General features: G+C 46.5%; 19 protein-coding genes. 5 read left to right on the top strand and 14 right to left on the bottom strand.

Features of this window, described 5'->3' with window-relative positions; genetic code table 11:
• Positions 1–42: 42 nt before the first annotated feature.
• From AC121Z_RS01445 to prmA, 7 genes are all read right to left on the bottom strand, one after another.
• Positions 43–1,038, bottom strand: coding sequence for an ion transporter (locus tag AC121Z_RS01445; RefSeq protein ID WP_498126050.1), 996 nt, complete (start codon positions 1,036–1,038; stop codon positions 43–45).
• Positions 1,035–1,925, bottom strand: coding sequence for a TIGR02285 family protein (locus tag AC121Z_RS01440; RefSeq protein WP_498126048.1), 891 nt, complete (start codon positions 1,923–1,925; stop codon positions 1,035–1,037). Before AC121Z_RS01440 ends, AC121Z_RS01445 begins: the two co-directional genes overlap by 4 nt.
• 181 nt (positions 1,926–2,106) lie before the next feature.
• Complete coding sequence (gene purD / locus AC121Z_RS01435) at positions 2,107–3,393, bottom strand: phosphoribosylamine--glycine ligase (protein ID WP_498126046.1); 1,287 nt, start codon at positions 3,391–3,393, stop codon at positions 2,107–2,109.
• A gap of 25 nt (positions 3,394–3,418) precedes the next feature.
• Positions 3,419–5,014 carry a bifunctional phosphoribosylaminoimidazolecarboxamide formyltransferase/IMP cyclohydrolase gene (purH, locus tag AC121Z_RS01430; protein ID WP_498126044.1) on the bottom strand — a complete coding sequence of 532 codons (1,596 nt, stop codon included), beginning with the start codon at positions 5,012–5,014 and terminating at the stop codon, positions 3,419–3,421.
• A gap of 86 nt (positions 5,015–5,100) precedes the next feature.
• Positions 5,101–5,394, bottom strand: a complete 294-nt coding sequence (gene fis / locus AC121Z_RS01425) for a DNA-binding transcriptional regulator Fis (protein ID WP_100642583.1) — start codon at positions 5,392–5,394, stop codon at positions 5,101–5,103.
• A 30-nt stretch (positions 5,395–5,424) separates the two neighbouring features.
• On the bottom strand, positions 5,425–6,366 hold the full coding sequence (gene dusB / locus AC121Z_RS01420) for a tRNA dihydrouridine synthase DusB (RefSeq protein WP_498128116.1): 942 nt from the start codon (positions 6,364–6,366) through the stop codon (positions 5,425–5,427).
• 201 nt (positions 6,367–6,567) lie between these two features.
• Positions 6,568–7,449 carry a 50S ribosomal protein L11 methyltransferase gene (gene prmA / locus AC121Z_RS01415; RefSeq protein WP_498126042.1) on the bottom strand — a complete coding sequence of 294 codons (882 nt, stop codon included), beginning with the start codon at positions 7,447–7,449 and terminating at the stop codon, positions 6,568–6,570.
• 141 nt (positions 7,450–7,590) lie between these two features.
• On the opposite strand from prmA, the gene AC121Z_RS01410 reads away from it, so the two are divergent.
• Both AC121Z_RS01410 and AC121Z_RS01405 read left to right on the top strand, forming a co-directional pair.
• Positions 7,591–8,304, top strand: coding sequence for a substrate-binding periplasmic protein (locus tag AC121Z_RS01410; protein WP_498126041.1), 714 nt, complete (start codon positions 7,591–7,593; stop codon positions 8,302–8,304).
• A 9-nt stretch (positions 8,305–8,313) separates the two neighbouring features.
• Positions 8,314–9,939 carry an amidase gene (locus AC121Z_RS01405; protein ID WP_498126039.1) on the top strand — a complete coding sequence of 542 codons (1,626 nt, stop codon included), beginning with the start codon at positions 8,314–8,316 and terminating at the stop codon, positions 9,937–9,939.
• A 46-nt stretch (positions 9,940–9,985) separates the two neighbouring features.
• Here the strand turns inward: AC121Z_RS01405 and AC121Z_RS01400 are convergent, their stop codons facing one another.
• From AC121Z_RS01400 to AC121Z_RS01385, 4 genes are all read right to left on the bottom strand, one after another.
• Positions 9,986–10,279, bottom strand: coding sequence for a high-potential iron-sulfur protein (locus AC121Z_RS01400; RefSeq protein WP_498126037.1), 294 nt, complete (start codon positions 10,277–10,279; stop codon positions 9,986–9,988).
• A gap of 208 nt (positions 10,280–10,487) precedes the next feature.
• Positions 10,488–10,613 (bottom strand): hypothetical protein, encoded by a 126-nt coding sequence (locus tag AC121Z_RS01395; protein ID WP_498126036.1) that lies wholly within the window; start codon positions 10,611–10,613, stop codon positions 10,488–10,490.
• Positions 10,610–11,272 (bottom strand): flavin reductase family protein, encoded by a 663-nt coding sequence (locus AC121Z_RS01390; protein ID WP_498126034.1) that lies wholly within the window; start codon positions 11,270–11,272, stop codon positions 10,610–10,612. The genes AC121Z_RS01395 and AC121Z_RS01390 overlap by 4 nt, the downstream gene beginning before the upstream one ends.
• Positions 11,265–11,456, bottom strand: coding sequence for a zinc ribbon domain-containing protein (locus AC121Z_RS01385; protein WP_498126032.1), 192 nt, complete (start codon positions 11,454–11,456; stop codon positions 11,265–11,267). The genes AC121Z_RS01390 and AC121Z_RS01385 overlap by 8 nt, the downstream gene beginning before the upstream one ends.
• Before the next feature lie 111 nt (positions 11,457–11,567).
• On the opposite strand from AC121Z_RS01385, the gene AC121Z_RS01380 reads away from it, so the two are divergent.
• Together AC121Z_RS01380 and AC121Z_RS01375 are read left to right on the top strand one after the other, a co-directional pair.
• Positions 11,568–11,897, top strand: coding sequence for a hypothetical protein (locus tag AC121Z_RS01380; protein WP_498126030.1), 330 nt, complete (start codon positions 11,568–11,570; stop codon positions 11,895–11,897).
• Between the two features lie 56 nt (positions 11,898–11,953).
• Positions 11,954–14,092, top strand: a complete 2,139-nt coding sequence (locus AC121Z_RS01375; RefSeq protein ID WP_498126028.1) for an exonuclease domain-containing protein — start codon at positions 11,954–11,956, stop codon at positions 14,090–14,092.
• On the opposite strand, the gene AC121Z_RS01370 is transcribed toward AC121Z_RS01375, so the two are convergent.
• The gene (locus AC121Z_RS01370; RefSeq protein ID WP_498126026.1) at positions 14,089–14,346 is read right to left on the bottom strand and encodes a TIGR03643 family protein; all 258 of its coding nucleotides are present in this window, start codon (positions 14,344–14,346) and stop codon (positions 14,089–14,091) included. The two genes, AC121Z_RS01375 and AC121Z_RS01370, sit on opposite strands and share 4 nt — an antisense overlap.
• Positions 14,336–14,518 carry a DUF6435 family protein gene (locus AC121Z_RS01365; protein ID WP_498126024.1) on the bottom strand — a complete coding sequence of 61 codons (183 nt, stop codon included), beginning with the start codon at positions 14,516–14,518 and terminating at the stop codon, positions 14,336–14,338. Before AC121Z_RS01365 ends, AC121Z_RS01370 begins: the two co-directional genes overlap by 11 nt.
• 163 nt (positions 14,519–14,681) lie before the next feature.
• On the opposite strand from AC121Z_RS01365, the gene AC121Z_RS01360 reads away from it, so the two are divergent.
• On the top strand, positions 14,682–15,113 hold the full coding sequence (locus AC121Z_RS01360; protein ID WP_498126022.1) for a hypothetical protein: 432 nt from the start codon (positions 14,682–14,684) through the stop codon (positions 15,111–15,113).
• Positions 15,114–15,259: 146 nt separating this feature from the next.
• On the opposite strand, the gene AC121Z_RS01355 is transcribed toward AC121Z_RS01360, so the two are convergent.
• Positions 15,260–16,126 (bottom strand): hypothetical protein, encoded by an 867-nt coding sequence (locus AC121Z_RS01355; protein ID WP_498126021.1) that lies wholly within the window; start codon positions 16,124–16,126, stop codon positions 15,260–15,262.
• Between the last annotated feature and the right edge of the window lie 200 nt (positions 16,127–16,326).

Raw genomic sequence — 16,326 nt, 5'->3', positions numbered from 1 at the left:
TTATAAGCAACGCTACGACAATAATCAAGCGGTTTACCTGCTTTATTCATTTGGATGTTCATGGCGCTCACCACTCATAATGAGCTTTTTACAATGAGGACAATGAGTTAAACCACGCGCATTAGCAATCTTTGTCTGTGCCCGGATAGAGGCAAACAAGGCCTGTGCTTCCTCTTTATCTAATTGCAGGGACCGGCGCAGATGTTCAAGGCGATCCACATCGGTTAATTGCAAATGCCCGTTGTGCAACATATTGATTACTTGCGCACGGAATTTATCGCGGCGTAGTGACATCTGTTCAGTGAAACTCGAAGCGAGGATACCAGCTGGCAGCGCAAATAAAGCCACCCCTAACAAAATGAAAAGCCCTGCTACAAATTTACCGGGTGGCGTTATTGGCGCGACGTCGCCGTAACCAACCGTACTTAGGGTGACAACCGACCACCACAACGCGTCGGGTATACTACCAAAATGCTCCGGCTGAGCAGCACGCTCCAAGTGATACATTGAGGTAGCCGCGATTACCATGACAATCATAAGCATGCCCAACGCAGCAACAATCACCCGATACTCGCGAGCGATTACCATTTGGAGCGTTTGCATAGCGATTGAATAACGACCTAATTTAATCATACGAACCAAGCGGAAGAGTCTTAAGACACGTAGGTCGATGGCGATGAACATACTGAGGTAAAACGGCAAGATAGCGAGCAAATCAATCAGCGACATGGGCCGGATTAAGTACTTAAGTCGGTAAACAACAGATGATGTCTGTTTGTCGCTGTATTCATCCTCCAGTGTACAGGTCCATATCCGCGCTAAGTATTCCAGAGTGAATACGGCTACCGAAAACGCCTCAAAAGTAACGAAAAATTCACCGTAGTGTTCCCATTCGGGCAAAGTCTCGAGCATAACAGCAACGACGTTAGCAATGATCAAAACGATCAGCAGCCAATCAAACCAGCGGCCTTGCCTATTGTTACTATCGTAGGGTTGCAGGGTATAAAACAAAGTCTGGCGAAAGCGCTGTTTACTCATGGCATCACCTCAGCTTGAGCGGCTGCACCATAAGCATCGAGAAATTGATTGACATAAAAAGCCTCAAATTCAGGGCGTTTACGCTCATCCTCCCACCAGCGAGTCATTGCGACAAGGTATTCGTCAGTTCGTACAAGTTGAGCAAGCGCAGCGTTTACGTGGTCAATCACTTGTTGACCCCATGCGTTTTTAGGGCACGCTACATGTCCGATTGCGTACGGCGGTATTCCCTTGATATCTAATGCAACAATATCGCTACGCTTATTTCCATCACGATTGAAGTAGGCAAGCTCGAATGGGTATGCGATGGTAGCGTCAATTCGTTTACGTGCGATTAAGGTAAATAAAACATCACTTTTTTCGACCGGCATTCTTAAGATCCGTAACGGTTCCACTTGAGTCAGTAATTGATCTGCGAGTGGCCCATATGACCGTGCGGAAACTAAGCCTAAGGTAAGGGTTTTATCATTTAACAGTTGAGTTAAATCGACCGCTGATCTCAACTCATAATGCATCACAGCGTCAGCGCTTACCAGCAAACGATTTGATGGAGTAAAAAGTGAAGGCGTTGAAAAATAAGCATACTTTTCCCGCTCTGGCTTTTTAAACAATGCTGGGTGACAAACCTGTTTGCCTAACTGGATGTCATACATAGCTCTGGCTTGAGTCGTTAATGGTTGTCGGTGCTCATATTGCGGGAGTTTGGCAAACAAATTCGTCAAAATTAGATCAATAAACCCTTCTCCCTGGTCATCACCTAATTTCATGTATAACGGCGGCGCATGGAACGTCTGCCAATTGATAATCGACGCGTCTTCTTCAGCCTCAGACAATCGGCTGAATACGCAAATCAGAAGAAGCAGAGTTAACCCTAAACTGTTTTTCAAAAGCGTGACTTTAGCGGTGATGCATAGGACAACACTAATCAAGGATAGCGATAATGTCTAGCAATCAACGCCCCCCAATTAGCGACTTATCCTGTCTGGGAGGCAACAGCGAGGAATAGAGGACTTTATGCGACTGGCATTAGCGCCCACTCGAGTGAGCGCAGAAAAAACACAAGCTTGACTATGCCTGTTCGCGCTTAATCGCACGATAGGCAATATCACTACGATAAGCCATATCTTGCCAATTGATGTTAGCCACCAGCGTATAGGCATTTTGTTGGGCTTGCGTAACAGTATCACCCAGCGCTGTGGTACATAACACTCGGCCGCCATTGGTCACAACATGCGCACCGTGCATGCTAGTTCCGGCATGAAACACTTTTCCAGCAATGGTACTGGCTTTATCCAGACCTTGAATGACCTCTCCTTTGGCATAACTGCCCGGATACCCACCAGCAGCGAGTACTACACCAACGGCTGCTTGGGGCGTAAACGCTATCGATTGTGAGGCTAACTGTTTATCACAAGCTGCTACACACAACTGCACTAAGTCGGATTGTAAGCGCAACATGATTGGCTGAGTTTCTGGATCACCAAAGCGACAGTTATACTCGATCACTTTCGGTGTCCCATCCGCCATGATCATTAAACCAGCATACAAAAAACCCGTATACTCATTGCCCTCATCACGCATCCCTTTTACTGTAGGCTCGATGACTTCTTGCATAATTCTTTGGTGAATTTCCGACGTCACCACAGGGGCTGGGGAATACGCGCCCATGCCGCCCGTGTTTGGCCCGGTATCACCATCAAAGGCACGTTTATGGTCCTGACTCGTGGCAAAAGGCAACACATTTTCACCATCCACCATAACGATAAATGAAGCTTCTTCACCGTCTAAGAATTCTTCAATAACCACTCGACTGCCAGCTTCTCCAAACGCATTGCCAGAAAGCATATCGCGAATAGCGGCCTCAGCTTCCTCTTCTGTCATGGCAACAATCACACCTTTGCCTGCGGCAAGGCCATCAGCTTTAACCACAATCGGCGCTCCATGCTGCTTAACATAGGCTAAAGCGGGTTCTACCTCAGTAAATACCGCGTAAAAAGCCGTTGGAATGTTGTGCCGCGCGAGGAAGTCTTTGGTAAAAGCTTTTGAACCTTCCAACTGCGCCGCTGCTTGGGTTGGGCCAAAAATTTTCAGGCCCGCAGCACGAAACGCATCAACCACACCTATAACCAGCGGGGCTTCTGGCCCGACAATGGTTAAATCAATAGCGTTGTTTTGCGCAAACGTAAGCAGAGCGTCAATATCTTCTACACCAATATCAACATTCTCAATATTTGCTTCAAGTGCAGTTCCGGCGTTACCTGGCGCAACATATACCTGGGTCACACCTGCTGATTGTGCGGCCTTCCATGCTAACGCATGCTCGCGTCCGCCACTACCAATGATTAACACGTTCATAGTTTGTTCCTATCTAGTCCTGCAATTAGTGACGGAAATGGCGCATACCGGTGAAGACCATCGCAATGCCGTGTTCGTCTGCTGCCGCAATGACCTCTTCATCACGCATTGAACCACCCGGCTGAATAACCGCTTTAACGCCCGCTGCAGCTGCTGCATCTATCCCATCTCGAAACGGGAAAAAAGCATCAGACGCCATCACGCAACCTTCCACTTGTAAGTTTTCATCCGCGGCTTTGATTCCGGCAATTTTAGCAGAATAAACGCGGCTCATTTGGCCTGCACCAACGCCAATAGTCATACCATCCTTGCAATACACAATCGCGTTGGACTTAACGTACTTAGCCACTTTCCAAGTAAACATAAGGTCTTTCAGCTGTTCGGCCGTTGGCTGTACTTTGGTAACTACCTGCAATTCGTCCTGCTCGACCATCCCAAAATCACGCTCCTGCACAAGTAGGCCGCCATTTACACGTTTAAAATCATAGCCTTCGGTCAGCTGCCCTTGCCAATCACCACAGGCCAACACTCGAACATTTTGCTTTGCCGCACACACGGCAAGGGCATCATCAGAAACTTCAGGCGCAATAATAACCTCAACAAACTGGCGCGAAATAATCGCTTCAGCCGTTGCCGCATCTAGCGTGCGGTTAAACGCAATAATGCCACCAAATGCCGATGTAGGGTCAGTTTGATAGGCTCGCTCATAGGCAGACAAAATTGAGTCACCCAAAGCAACGCCGCAGGGATTGGCGTGCTTGACGATAACGCACGCGGGCTCGTCAAATTCCTTAACACATTCCAGTGCAGCATCAGTGTCTGCGATGTTATTAAATGAGAGTGCTTTTCCTTGCAATTGACGCGCGGTGGCTACCGAATTCTCCTGGACCTGATTCTCAACATAAAAAGCGGCTTGCTGGTGCGAATTTTCACCGTAGCGTAAATCTTGTTTCTTACTTAATTGTATGTTGAATGTGCGCGGGAACTCGCTGTGGTGACAGTCCTCAGTGTGCTCGTGTTGCTCATCCTGGTCCAAGCGTGCACCAAAGTAATTGGCAATCATACCGTCATACTCAGCGGTATGTTCAAAAGCTTTAACGGCTAAATCAAAGCGCAAAGCAGGACTAACGGCGCCCTCGTTCTGTTGCATATCCGCGAGCACGGCAGCGTAGTCTGCAGCATTAACCACAATGGTGACATCCCGGTGATTCTTTGCGGCGGCACGAACCATTGTCGGCCCACCAATATCGATGTTCTCAATCGCGTCTTCCAATGGACAGTTTGGATCTGCCACAGTCTGGGCAAACGGGTATAAATTAACTACCACCAAATCAATAGGTAAGATTCCATTCTCGGTCATCACAGCTTCATCCTGACCGCGACGCGCTAAAATGCCGCCATGGATCTTCGGGTGTAAGGTTTTAACGCGACCGTCCATAATTTCGGGGTGACCGGTATGCTCCGACACCTCAATAACAGGGAGGTTATTATCGGCAAGAAGTTTAGCCGTTCCACCGGTGGATAAAAGCTGAACGCCGGCTTGATGCAATTGCTGAGCAAATTCAAGAATACCGGTTTTGTCGGAAACACTGAGTAAAGCACGTTGGATTGGGTTTGCCATGGTGAATATCTTCTACACTAGAAATTGAACGAGGAAAGATTCAAAACAAAAAAAGCACCCGAGGGTGCTTTTTCGACGCATACGACTTAGTTCATGCCGTACTGCTTTAGCTTCTTGCGCAAGGTACCGCGGTTGATACCCATCAATACTGAAGCTCGAGTTTGGTTGCCACGAGTATACTTCATAACTTCCTCTAACAACGGTGCTTCTAATTCAGCCAGCACTAACTCGTACAAGTTATCAATATCGTTGTTGTTTAACTCCTTCAAATACTTGGCAACGGCCTGCTTCACAGAATCACGTAATGGCTTCTCAGCTAACGTTTGTGAAGGCGTCGTTACTGTTGTGGTAAATGGTGAAGTTATATTTTGATCGAACATATACTACCTGCTCAGTTATAAAATTTTAAATTATGCAGCACTTGAAACGTCTAATTCGCATAGCTGCTGGAAAAAATTATCTATTGCTTCCAATTGTTCGACATCCGTTTCGACCGCATTGAAAAAACTGCGAAACTGGCGATCAGTGTCACGCTCTGCGAGATACCATCCCACATGCTTGCGTGCAATACGTACACCACTGATCCCTGAATAAAACCGCTGCACATTGATAACGTGCTCGCGCAGTACTTGATGTTGCTCATCAAGCGATGGCAACTGAGCCTTTCTTCCGGTTTGAAAATGCTCAATAATTTGCTTAAAAATCCAAGGATTTCCTTGCGCTCCGCGCCCAATCATTACGCCATCAGCGTCCGTTTTACGCATCACTTCTGCCGCTTTTTCTGGGCTGGTAATATCTCCGTTGGCAATCACTGGGATCTTGACCGCGGCCTTAATCGCAGCAATGGTGTCGTACTCAGCTTGACCTTTATACATACACTCGCGTGTACGACCATGCACTGCCAAGGAACAAATTCCTTTGTCTTCGGCAATACGGGCTATTTCAACGCCATTACGATTATCGCGATTCCAACCGGTGCGGATTTTCAACGTGACTGGAACATCAACCGCTTGTACCACTGCATCAACAATTCGCTCTACCAACTCTGGATCTTGTAGCAAGGCAGAGCCCGCAAGCTTCTTGTTCACCTTCTTAGCTGGACAGCCCATGTTGATGTCGATAATTTGCGCACCGTTTTCAACATTGAATTGTGCAGCTTGTGCCATCAAGGCAGGTTCTGAGCCAGCGATCTGAACTGAGCGAACACCCACTTCACCCGCGTGATCCATGCGCTTTAAGGATTTGGTGGTGCGCCAAACATCAGGGTTACTCGACAACATTTCCGAAACCACCAAGCCAGCGCCCATTTTTTTGCACATTTGCCGAAACGGTCTATCAGTAACTCCCGCCATAGGCGCCAACAAGACATTATTGTCGAGTTGATAGTGACCAATAGTGAGTTGCTTTAGCAATGAACTGTTCAAAAAACGACCTACCTTGCAAAGAGGGACGCATTTTACGGATTTTCACGCAAATGAAAAGGCTATTTTTTGCACAATATTTTGTCTTAGGGGCTTGACATTTAAATGGTGGTCTGACCAAGTTTTTTATACTTAAACGCGGCGCGTACCACTCACCCGCGCCCACTCGCCACTGACTTTAGATGGTGCCAAATCGAAATTCTCAGCATAATGCTTTTCAATGTCGGCAACTTGTTCGGCTAGGATACCCGAGAGCACGAGCTGACCGCCGATGCGGCAATAATCAGTGATGATTGGACGTAATTCTAATAGTGGGCCTGAGAGAATATTCGCTACCACGACATCGGCAGCCAGTTGCGGCTGCTCTTCCGGCATGTAAACATCAAATCGATCATCAACGTGATTGCGCTTCGCATTTTCTTTGGTTGCGAGCAATGCCTGCGGATCGATATCAATACCAATACAATGGGCAGCCCCTAACTTTAACGCTGCGACGCCTAATATGCCTGAGCCACAACCAAAATCCACCACCTGGCAATCAGTCACATCAATACCATCCAACCATTCTAAACACAGTGCTGTGGTAGGGTGAGTGCCCGTGCCAAATGCCAGCCCCGGATCAAGCAACACATTGACCGCACTTGGATCAGGGGTTTCACGCCAACTTGGGCAAATCCATAAGCGCTCACCAAACTGCATAGGATGAAAACTGTCCATCCACTCACGCACCCAATCTTTATCTTCGAGCTGATCGGTTTTCAGCTTGTCGCTGGCATCAAGCAAATCGGAGTTTTGTAGTTTTGCGGCCAACGCCTGAATGTCGACGTCACTGGCAAACAATCCAATCACACGGGTATCTGGCCATAAGAGCACTTCACCCGGTTTAGGCTCGTACATTGGGGTATCCTTGCCATCCACCATGGTCACGGCCTGCGCCTCATGAAAATTCAACCACTCACTGATTGCCTCAGCGCGCGTGGGATGGGTGTCAATGATCAGTTGCAACCAGGCCATAAAGATTCTCTTTTTTGTCGTTTTGCGTATAGTAGCAAACTAATTGTAATTTTTATTCATTCGCGACAAGGCTTGATGTTTTTGTTAACCCGTTTTTGCCGCTCAGTTTTAACAGCTATCTGCATGCTATGCATAGCTGTCATGCCTGCAGCACTCAATGCGAAGGAAGTTACAGTTGCGATCGGATGGAATAAGCCCCCCTACGTAATTCGTGATACAGACAGTGGCTTTGAACTTGAGTTAACTCGCCACATTTTAGCGCAGCTTGGGCACACCATGACGGTGATCTATATCCCTTTTGGCCGTACACCAAGCATGTTAAAAAGCGGTCAGGTCGATATTGGCTTAACCATGAACACATTTCATGATGTTGATCCTGATTGGTTAACCGATCCCTACATTGCCTACCAAAACGTGGCTATCTCGCTAGTCTCAAATGATATTATCTTAACCACGATTGAGGCGTTGAATTATCATTCTGTCGTCGCCTTCCAGACTGCACGAACCGTTTTAGGTGAACGTTACGCAAATGCTGTTGCCAACCGTCCAGACTATCTTGAACTACCTGATCAACAAAACCAGGTCGCACTCCTGCTCCGCGGGAGCGTCGATGTGGGTATCATGGATGAAAATATATTCCGTCACTTCCGGCAAAAATTGAGTCCAGATCTACGTGATAAAGCCGTTCGTATTCACCGCTTATTTCCTACCAGCAAATATGCTGCTGGAATCGTTGATGATGACCTCAGGTATAACTTCAACCGAGAGTTAGCGCTTACTTTAGTAGACGGAACATACACTCAAATTCTAGCGCAATTTAATTTAGTGGATTTACTCAACAATCCAGACTCATGAGGTAGGTTCATGAAATATTTACTCCTGATATGTTTAACATTTAGCATGGGCAGTTGTGCATTCAATCCGCGTGAGCACACTAGTGATCGGCAGTGGTGGCAGTTAGATGCTGTTGAATTAGCCAAACAATTGGAGCTTGGAAATGTTACTAGCGTTGAGCTGGTCAAACACTACACGCAGCGAATAGAGCAGCTTGATTGGGCAGGTCCGCGGATCCAGAGTGTATTAACGCTCAACCCAAACGTAATTGAAGAAGCTCAAAAACTGGATCAGCAGCGCGCACAAGGGCAAGTACTGAGCCCCTTGCATGGCATCCCAATCCTAGTCAAAGACAATATCGACACCCTAGGTATGCCTACCACAGCAGGGTCGCTGGCACTGGTAAACAACTACACTCAGCGCGACGCGCCGATTATTCAGCGACTTCGAGCCGCTGGACTGATTATTCTGGGCAAAACCAATTTATCGGAATGGGCTAACTTTCGCTCGGAAGACTCTATTAGCGGCTGGAGTGGCGTGGGTGGACAGACAAAAAATCCACACGATCTTGCCCGCTCTCCTTGCGGCTCGTCTTCAGGCTCAGGCGCTGCCGTCGCCGCCGGCTTTGCACCACTTGCGATTGGCACTGAAACCAATGGTTCTATCATTTGTCCTGCCAGTATGAATGGGATCGTTGGCTATAAACCAACGGTAGGGCTGTTACCCCGCACTCACATCGTGCCGATATCCCCCAGTCAAGATACTGCAGGACCAATGACTAAAACTGTGCAGGATGCTAAGTTGCTTGCAGCAATAATGGCAGGTCCAGATAAATTAGATGCGTTGAGCAAAGGAACAGAAACACAGGTAGCTGCTCTCCAGCACCCCCTGACACCTTCGTTAAATGGCTTGCGGATTGGCGTTTTGCGCGCAGAACAAGGCCAAAATCAAATAATCATTGAAACTTTTAATGCAGCCTTAGCAGCCATGACTGAAGCAGGAGCTCACTTAGTCGAAATCAATGACTTTGACACCCCAGACGGTTTTTGGGACGCTTCCTATCAAGTGCTTCTTAGTGAGTTTGAGCCAAGTTTAAACACTTATCTGGCCTCGACTTCTCAGCAAGAGCAACCACACTCATTAAATGATCTGATGCGTTTCAATTCAACCTCTGCACGCGAGTTGAGCTTGTTTGACCAGTCTATTTTTGAGAAGGCAAGCAACGCACCATCGTTGAATAGCCAAGAATACCTTAACGCCCTTGAATTGGTTCAAGAAGCAACTCGAGCTGGTGGCATTGACCGCTTACTTGCTGAACATAATGTGTCGCTACTCGTCGCGCCCAGTAACAACCCCGCATTTATGATTGACGGCATTTATGGTGATCATGGTCCTTGGGGCTGGCTGGGTTTTGGCTGGGCTGCAGCCATCGCAGGCTATCCACACGTCACTCTCCCTATGGGCAATTACAAACACTTACCTTTGGGTATTAGCATGATCGGTAGTCAGTGGAACGATCAGGCTGTATTGAATGCTGCAGCTGCATTACAAGATAAAGTCACGGTTGAATTGATGCCGGCAGCGCTTACCAATAACGCTTGGCAAAAGGATGACGCGATTTGGCGCCCAATACAATCGGTAAAAAATTCTAATTAAGTGATGAAGGTGCACGATAGGTAGCTCGATACACCTTCGAAAAAACTTAACCCGGTTTTTTAACCCATGCAGAGCACCAACCTTTGGCATTTACTTGTTTGCCCGGGAATATTGCACATGGGCGCCACTCGGCACCGGCATCTCCTTGCACATACATGCAGTTGGCACAATTTGCTCCTTCAACCGTTGACTCATGCGTATATTGCAGGGCCTTGGCAGTAGGATCATCAACACTCAACTGCTCTTGCGCATTCGCACGCAAGGAAACTCCCCCTAACGTCAAACCGATCAAACCAGTGCCAGAGAGTTTTAAAAAATCGCGACGATTAACATTACTCATTGAGCGCTCCTTAAGCGTTTCAATTAAAAAATTACCATTCTTAAATGATTGAAAACACGAATCATTCTTAATTACAAAACCCAAAAACGGCAAAGGCCCACCGGTGGGTGAGCCTTTGTTATTTTGATACGAGAATACGTGTAAACCGGTTCAATGCCAACGAAAACATTGTGGGACTTTGATCCATATCATCCACGGATCAATTCGTTTAATCTTCATCCAACTCTGACTGTTGACTGGAGCCTAGTATATTGACCATAACGTACACAACACCAAAAACCACTACCGTGACGATACCGCATACAACCAATAATTGATCTAAGTTGGGGATCATTTTAACTCTCTCTTAATTAAATCCAACACTTGCACTGGTTCATCAGGTTTTGCATACGCAAAGGCGCTCAATCGTTGGGTTTTATGATAACTTACCAGTCCACTAACCGTGATACTACCTAATTGCTCAATGTCTAAATATCCAGTTTTATCGATGCAATCATCAGCTAAAACCACTTCAACGATTTGCCCAATGACTAACTCCGTCTGATTAATCGCGAGGTACTGAATATCCTGCACTTCAAGGCTCATTTTCAGCGGAGATTCAGCAACATAGCTTGCCGCGATAACCGATGTTTGCTGGCGTTCAAATCCGACTGCATCAAACTCACTCGTTGCATAGGAGTAGCGCGCAGATGTCTGATGAGCCCGTTCAATCATGCTTTCAGTCACGGCATTGAGCGTATAAACACCGGTTTCCTTGATGTTCTGTAACGTATCACGTTGCACCGTATGGGGGCGCATGATCATTCCCAACAAAGGTGGGTTAGCGCCGATATGCACTACGCTGCTAACAATCGCTAGATTATCGACACCCTGCTTACTCCGAGTCGCAACCAAATTGGCACTTTTAAAGCCCGATAAACTGTTGATGAATTCGGCGCGATACCTTTGCGGCATTTGCGCTATATCACTGGCATTAATGAGGCACTCACTCATCGTCACGCTTCGCTATAATTTCCAAGCCAAATTCAGTTGTATGAACGCTTAGCTCAATCGGCTGACAACAGATTTGACAATCGACCACTTGTTGTTGGCCAATGTCGTTCTGTTGGTCAATGTCTAAATCGTTGTAAGCCATACAATAAGGACACTCAAATTGCGCTGCTTCAGTTAAACTCATAAAGAATGGCGATCCTGTTATCTAGTCATAAAGTAAAAACCACTGTCGCCAGCACTGAACCGCAGTGCTATTAACATAAAGATTCACAGTGTTTACGGGTGTTAACAGTAAATGGATTGCATTGCTACGCAAAACAGTCGAGCCAAGAACTATGGCCAATGCCCTTTGTGTTTGCGTGTCATGCACTTAACATTTCATCACTTGATCCCGCGTAAAATGCATCGCCGTAGCTTTTTTAAAAAGCACTACTCCAAGCAAGAATTGAACAGTGGGATCATGATTTGCGCTCCATGTCACAAAGCATTACACCGTTTTTATTCAGAAATGGAACTTGCCAAGCGGTTCAATTCACTGGCAGATATAAAAGCTGATGAGCAACTAGCCACACATTTTGCTTGGCTCGGCAAGCAGCGCGTGCAGACTCGAGAGCCCAAACAGTAGATTTACTTTCACGATAAAACTGTATATAAATACAGTTTTATCGTGCATGGTTTGGTGTGAAGCAACTTCCTACCTATTACTATTTAGACAACTTTAAGGAGTGTTTGGCCTATATTGCAGGGCCTTGCCAGCATTTGCTTGCTCCTGAACACAAACATTGGTTATCCCGTTTTCAAGAACTCCCCATGAATAGCCAATGTGTAGTGGCGCGCCTGGCCAACCGAAAGCACCCCCTGATCACGCGTGCAAGTTTGTATTATCCGGAGATTTCTGCCAATGATGACGCCATAAAGGATGTGCTTGAACTGGGATGGTTACGCAATATAGAAGCGCGAGACATTGCCAGAGTGTTACCGCAACTGACCAAATCAGACTTAGTATCCGCGCTTCGCGAGCAAGGTATTCGGTGTCCGTCGGCTTATTCCAAAAGCCAACTCCTTGAACTGGCAAAACAACAGCTATTGCCGCAGCAAGCACTGCCATCGGGAGTAGCAGAACGTTTTTGGCTGCGTGATTTCGATGCCACTTTTACCTACTTCATGTTTCTTTTCTTTGGCCATACACGCGGCACATTAACCCAATTCTCTATGCGCGACCTTGGCATAATGCGCACACGCAAAGATAGCCGCAATGCGCAATCACACTTTAGTGAGATTGCAGAAGCACAGTCTGCATTTAGCTATGCTCAATTGCGTGACGAGATGAAGGACAGCCTTACGACCCACCCCTTACATATCAGGTTAGCAGCACTTCCTACAGCCGTTGGACACCTTGCTCAACGTTATCGCGACGAAGTACTTTGGCTATGCGGCAAAGCTTTCCTTGAAATTGATAGGCCTTATGCGTTGAGCTTATTAGCCACATCGCAACTAGACGCAGCACAAGAGAAATGGATCCGCGAAATCTATAAAGACGGTGATAAAGATCGAGTACAACAACAGCTAGAAAAAATAATTTTTGATCCGCCCAGTGAAGAACTATTAGTGTTTGCCAAAGACTTCCTAGCACTTAAGTTTAAACAAAAGCGCACGAGTCGGTTAACTGATTTATTACAGCAAACCAGTTCGATATTACCCATTGACGAAGTCTATATGGGTCATGTAGAGCGGGGGGTGGTTGATTATTATCAGCGCCAAGAGACATTGGCTCTGCGCACAGAAAATCGCTTATGGTTAACGCTTTTTGGTTTGAGTTTTTGGGACATCATCTATGCCGATGACGCTCATTCACTGAGCAATGAATTTGATATCCGCCCCAAAGTACTGCTCGAAAACAGGCTTTATCAGGACCATGCAGACAAAATCGAACAACGCCTACTGGACTGGCAAGATCCGGTTAAATTTCATCAGCATCTCGTTGCCTCCAGCGCGCGCCATTACGGCAAAGTGAATTCATTGTTTCAATGGCATGCACGCTTACTTGAACCTATCAAATACTTACTTGATTACGCTGAGCCAACACACTATTTAGCATTGCTGCGAGCCATGAGTCAGGACTATTCAAGTCTCAAGGATGGTTTTCCAGACCTCATGGTAATTGCCGATAAACAGCTGCGCTTTGAAGAGATAAAAGCCCCTGGTGATAGTTTGCGGCGCAACCAACTCGTTTCGATCAATCGTTTGAATGAGTGTGGTTTTGAGGTTCGGATCACCAAAGTTGAATGGTGCCGAGACCCGCTACAACCCTATGTCGTGGTCGATATTGAAACGACGGGCGGGCAGTCTCGCTTTCACCGTATCACCGAGATTGGCGCGGTCAAACGTATTAACGGTGAAACCGTCGCGACATGGCAATCCTTAATTAATCCGCAACGTCGGATACCTGCAAACATAACCGCATTAACTGGGATTAATGATGATATGGTCGCAGATGCTCCAGTATTTGCAGAGATCGCTGAAGACTTTGCGGCATTTACTGAAGGCTGCATTTTTGTGGCGCACAATGTAAATTTTGATTATGGTTTTATTCGCCAAGAATTTGAGCGCATCGGAGCCACTTTTCGACGACCGAAGTTTTGTACCTGTGCCGAAATGCGTAAAGCTAACCCTGGACTAAAATCTTACTCTTTAGCCAATTTAACTCAGCACTTCGACATCCAAATGCAGCGTCATCACCGCGCTATGTCAGATGCACAAGCCGCAGCAGAATTACTTAGCATTATTCACGAGTTACGTGACCAAGCGAACCGGAATTAGCGCCCCCGCCCCAGCTTGTATTGCGTAGGACAGTACCCGCGCTCGATCCCTGCCGGTCTTAGTTTTAGATGCTTAGTATTGCGCCCACTAACGCGTGCACGCCAGTTTTTAAAAGTTTTTGGTTTCAGTTCACGACGCATCAGGTTAATAACGCAGGGTTCAGATAAACCATAGAGTTGCTCAATCGCTTCAAACGGTGTGCGATCTTCCCAAGCCATCTCGATGATCCTGGATTTATCAGCTTCAGCGACCATCGTCACTGGCCTCTATGGCTTGGATACTCTGCCATAGGGTTTCCGCTTCTTCGGTGAGTCTTGAATAGGTCCGAATATCACCGTTGCGTTGCGCTAACATGGCTTGTTCTAGCTTTCTATCGTACTGCTTGCGTAGTTTTTTCGTGGGATTTGTTTTTAAGAAACCAAACATAAACGTTTACCGATTGATACTGCCTGTAGATTTTACGTGAAATGTCAAAGAGCCGATCAAATTCCTGTGGTAAATGCCAGTTAACGCAAAAACGCGGTGTTGATTTGCAAGACCTCATGAATTGACTACGTTTATCTAAGAATAGCTACGAGGTATGATTTCAATGGATGAGATTAAGACAAAGCATTACCACCTTTGGCGCGAGAACGATGTTTTAGTTGCAGTCGTCAAAGGCCAGTATGACGTGATCACCACCCAGGCCTACTGCAAGGATTTTAAAACTGTCGCCAAACCTATTGCGGATGCACCATGGGGACATATCACTTACCTAGATGGGTGGGATCTTGCCACACCCGATTGCATAAAACTAATAAGTGAACTTGAACGATGGTGCAAAACCCATCGTTTAGCTTGTGATGCGTTGGTCTATGCCAACAGTGGGATCAAAGATTTTATTTTGTCTGCCGCCATGGAAACCAGTAAAAACTCGGAGGTATATCAACATTTTGAATGTCCCGCAGACGCGCTAAACTGGCTTCATGAAAAAGGCTTTAATCCAAAGAGCAAGACGATAGAGCCGCTGAAATGTGCATGACACTAACCTTTATTCACAGGCGCGCATTTTCCTCATAATTGACTGATAAATTTTAGATCCAAAGCCAAGTATCGTGCGTAAATGATTTTGCACTGTTGAAGTGTGTACGCGTTCTTGCTGTTTGGCCCACCTAGTGTGGGCCTTTTTTATGAGCGGAACGACCAACTAAATCCCGCTAACAGGCGGGAACGCCCCTCAACTAAATCTATTCGCGTAAACCAAGAAAAGTCCGTTGTTCCGATGTCTGCACTGAGTTCTGCTGACATGCCATGACCATCACCGAGAAAATCCTCAGTGAGTTCAGCTCGTAATCCAAATCCAGAGCTGACATAAGAGTAATGAGCAAAGTACTCTACTGGCTGTTGTCCCAAAACCAGATTTCCTTCTAATCCAAGCACAACCTTAGACTGACTGTTGTCAGCACGTTTGACCCATTCGGCGAACAAGGTGTGTTCCGGCAACAACTTATAACGAAATTCACTGCGCACAAAGTTCGCTGCTGTCATTCTCTCAAGACTAAATTCGTAACTGCTGCGTTTGTCCATGCGCGCCGAGTACTCTAATTCAATATAATCGAGTTTATCTGGAGCATCCAGCGCGCGCGCTGGATCCAGTTCATTGAGTTGCCCAACGACGAGTTCAAATTGACTACTATCATCCAGTTGCCGAACATGACGTAATCCTGAAATCCAGCCATCTTTGGATAGTCCTGATGACGAAACTCGCCCCTTGTATGTCGGTATAACGCCTAATTCAGTCTTACCATAGGTATCTTGATGACGCAGGTACAAGCGACGCATATAGAAGTAGTCTGCAGCGCCGTCGTCTACAGTATTATGACTCGAACCAAAATCGTCGCCAGTTACAGCAAATGCATGTGCACTCCATTTATCATCAAAGGTAAATTGAGGGTAATAACGTGCACGATACTGATACCTTACGGAACGGTCAGAGCGTTTATCGAGACGACTCTGTATGTCGAGCTTTTGGCTGAAGTTAGCGTCTGCTGGCATAGCCCAGCTCCCCAAGCAAACCGCTAATCCAAGTGAGAGAACACCAATGCGAGTCAAAAAATAAATACTCCTGTAAAAAACTAATGCCAGCATCATACAACATTGCTGTTCAATATTAGCTAAGTTGAAGTGAGTTTGCTTAGTTCCTGTTAATCCACTGAAGGGCAATAGTCTTACGATGCTTTCGAGCGCCCTTCTCT

The organism is Alteromonas sp. DYW1 (genome assembly GCF_059752595.1).
Note: the sequence above shows the minus strand (reverse complement) of the source record. Positions and strands in the feature narration are given on the sequence as shown.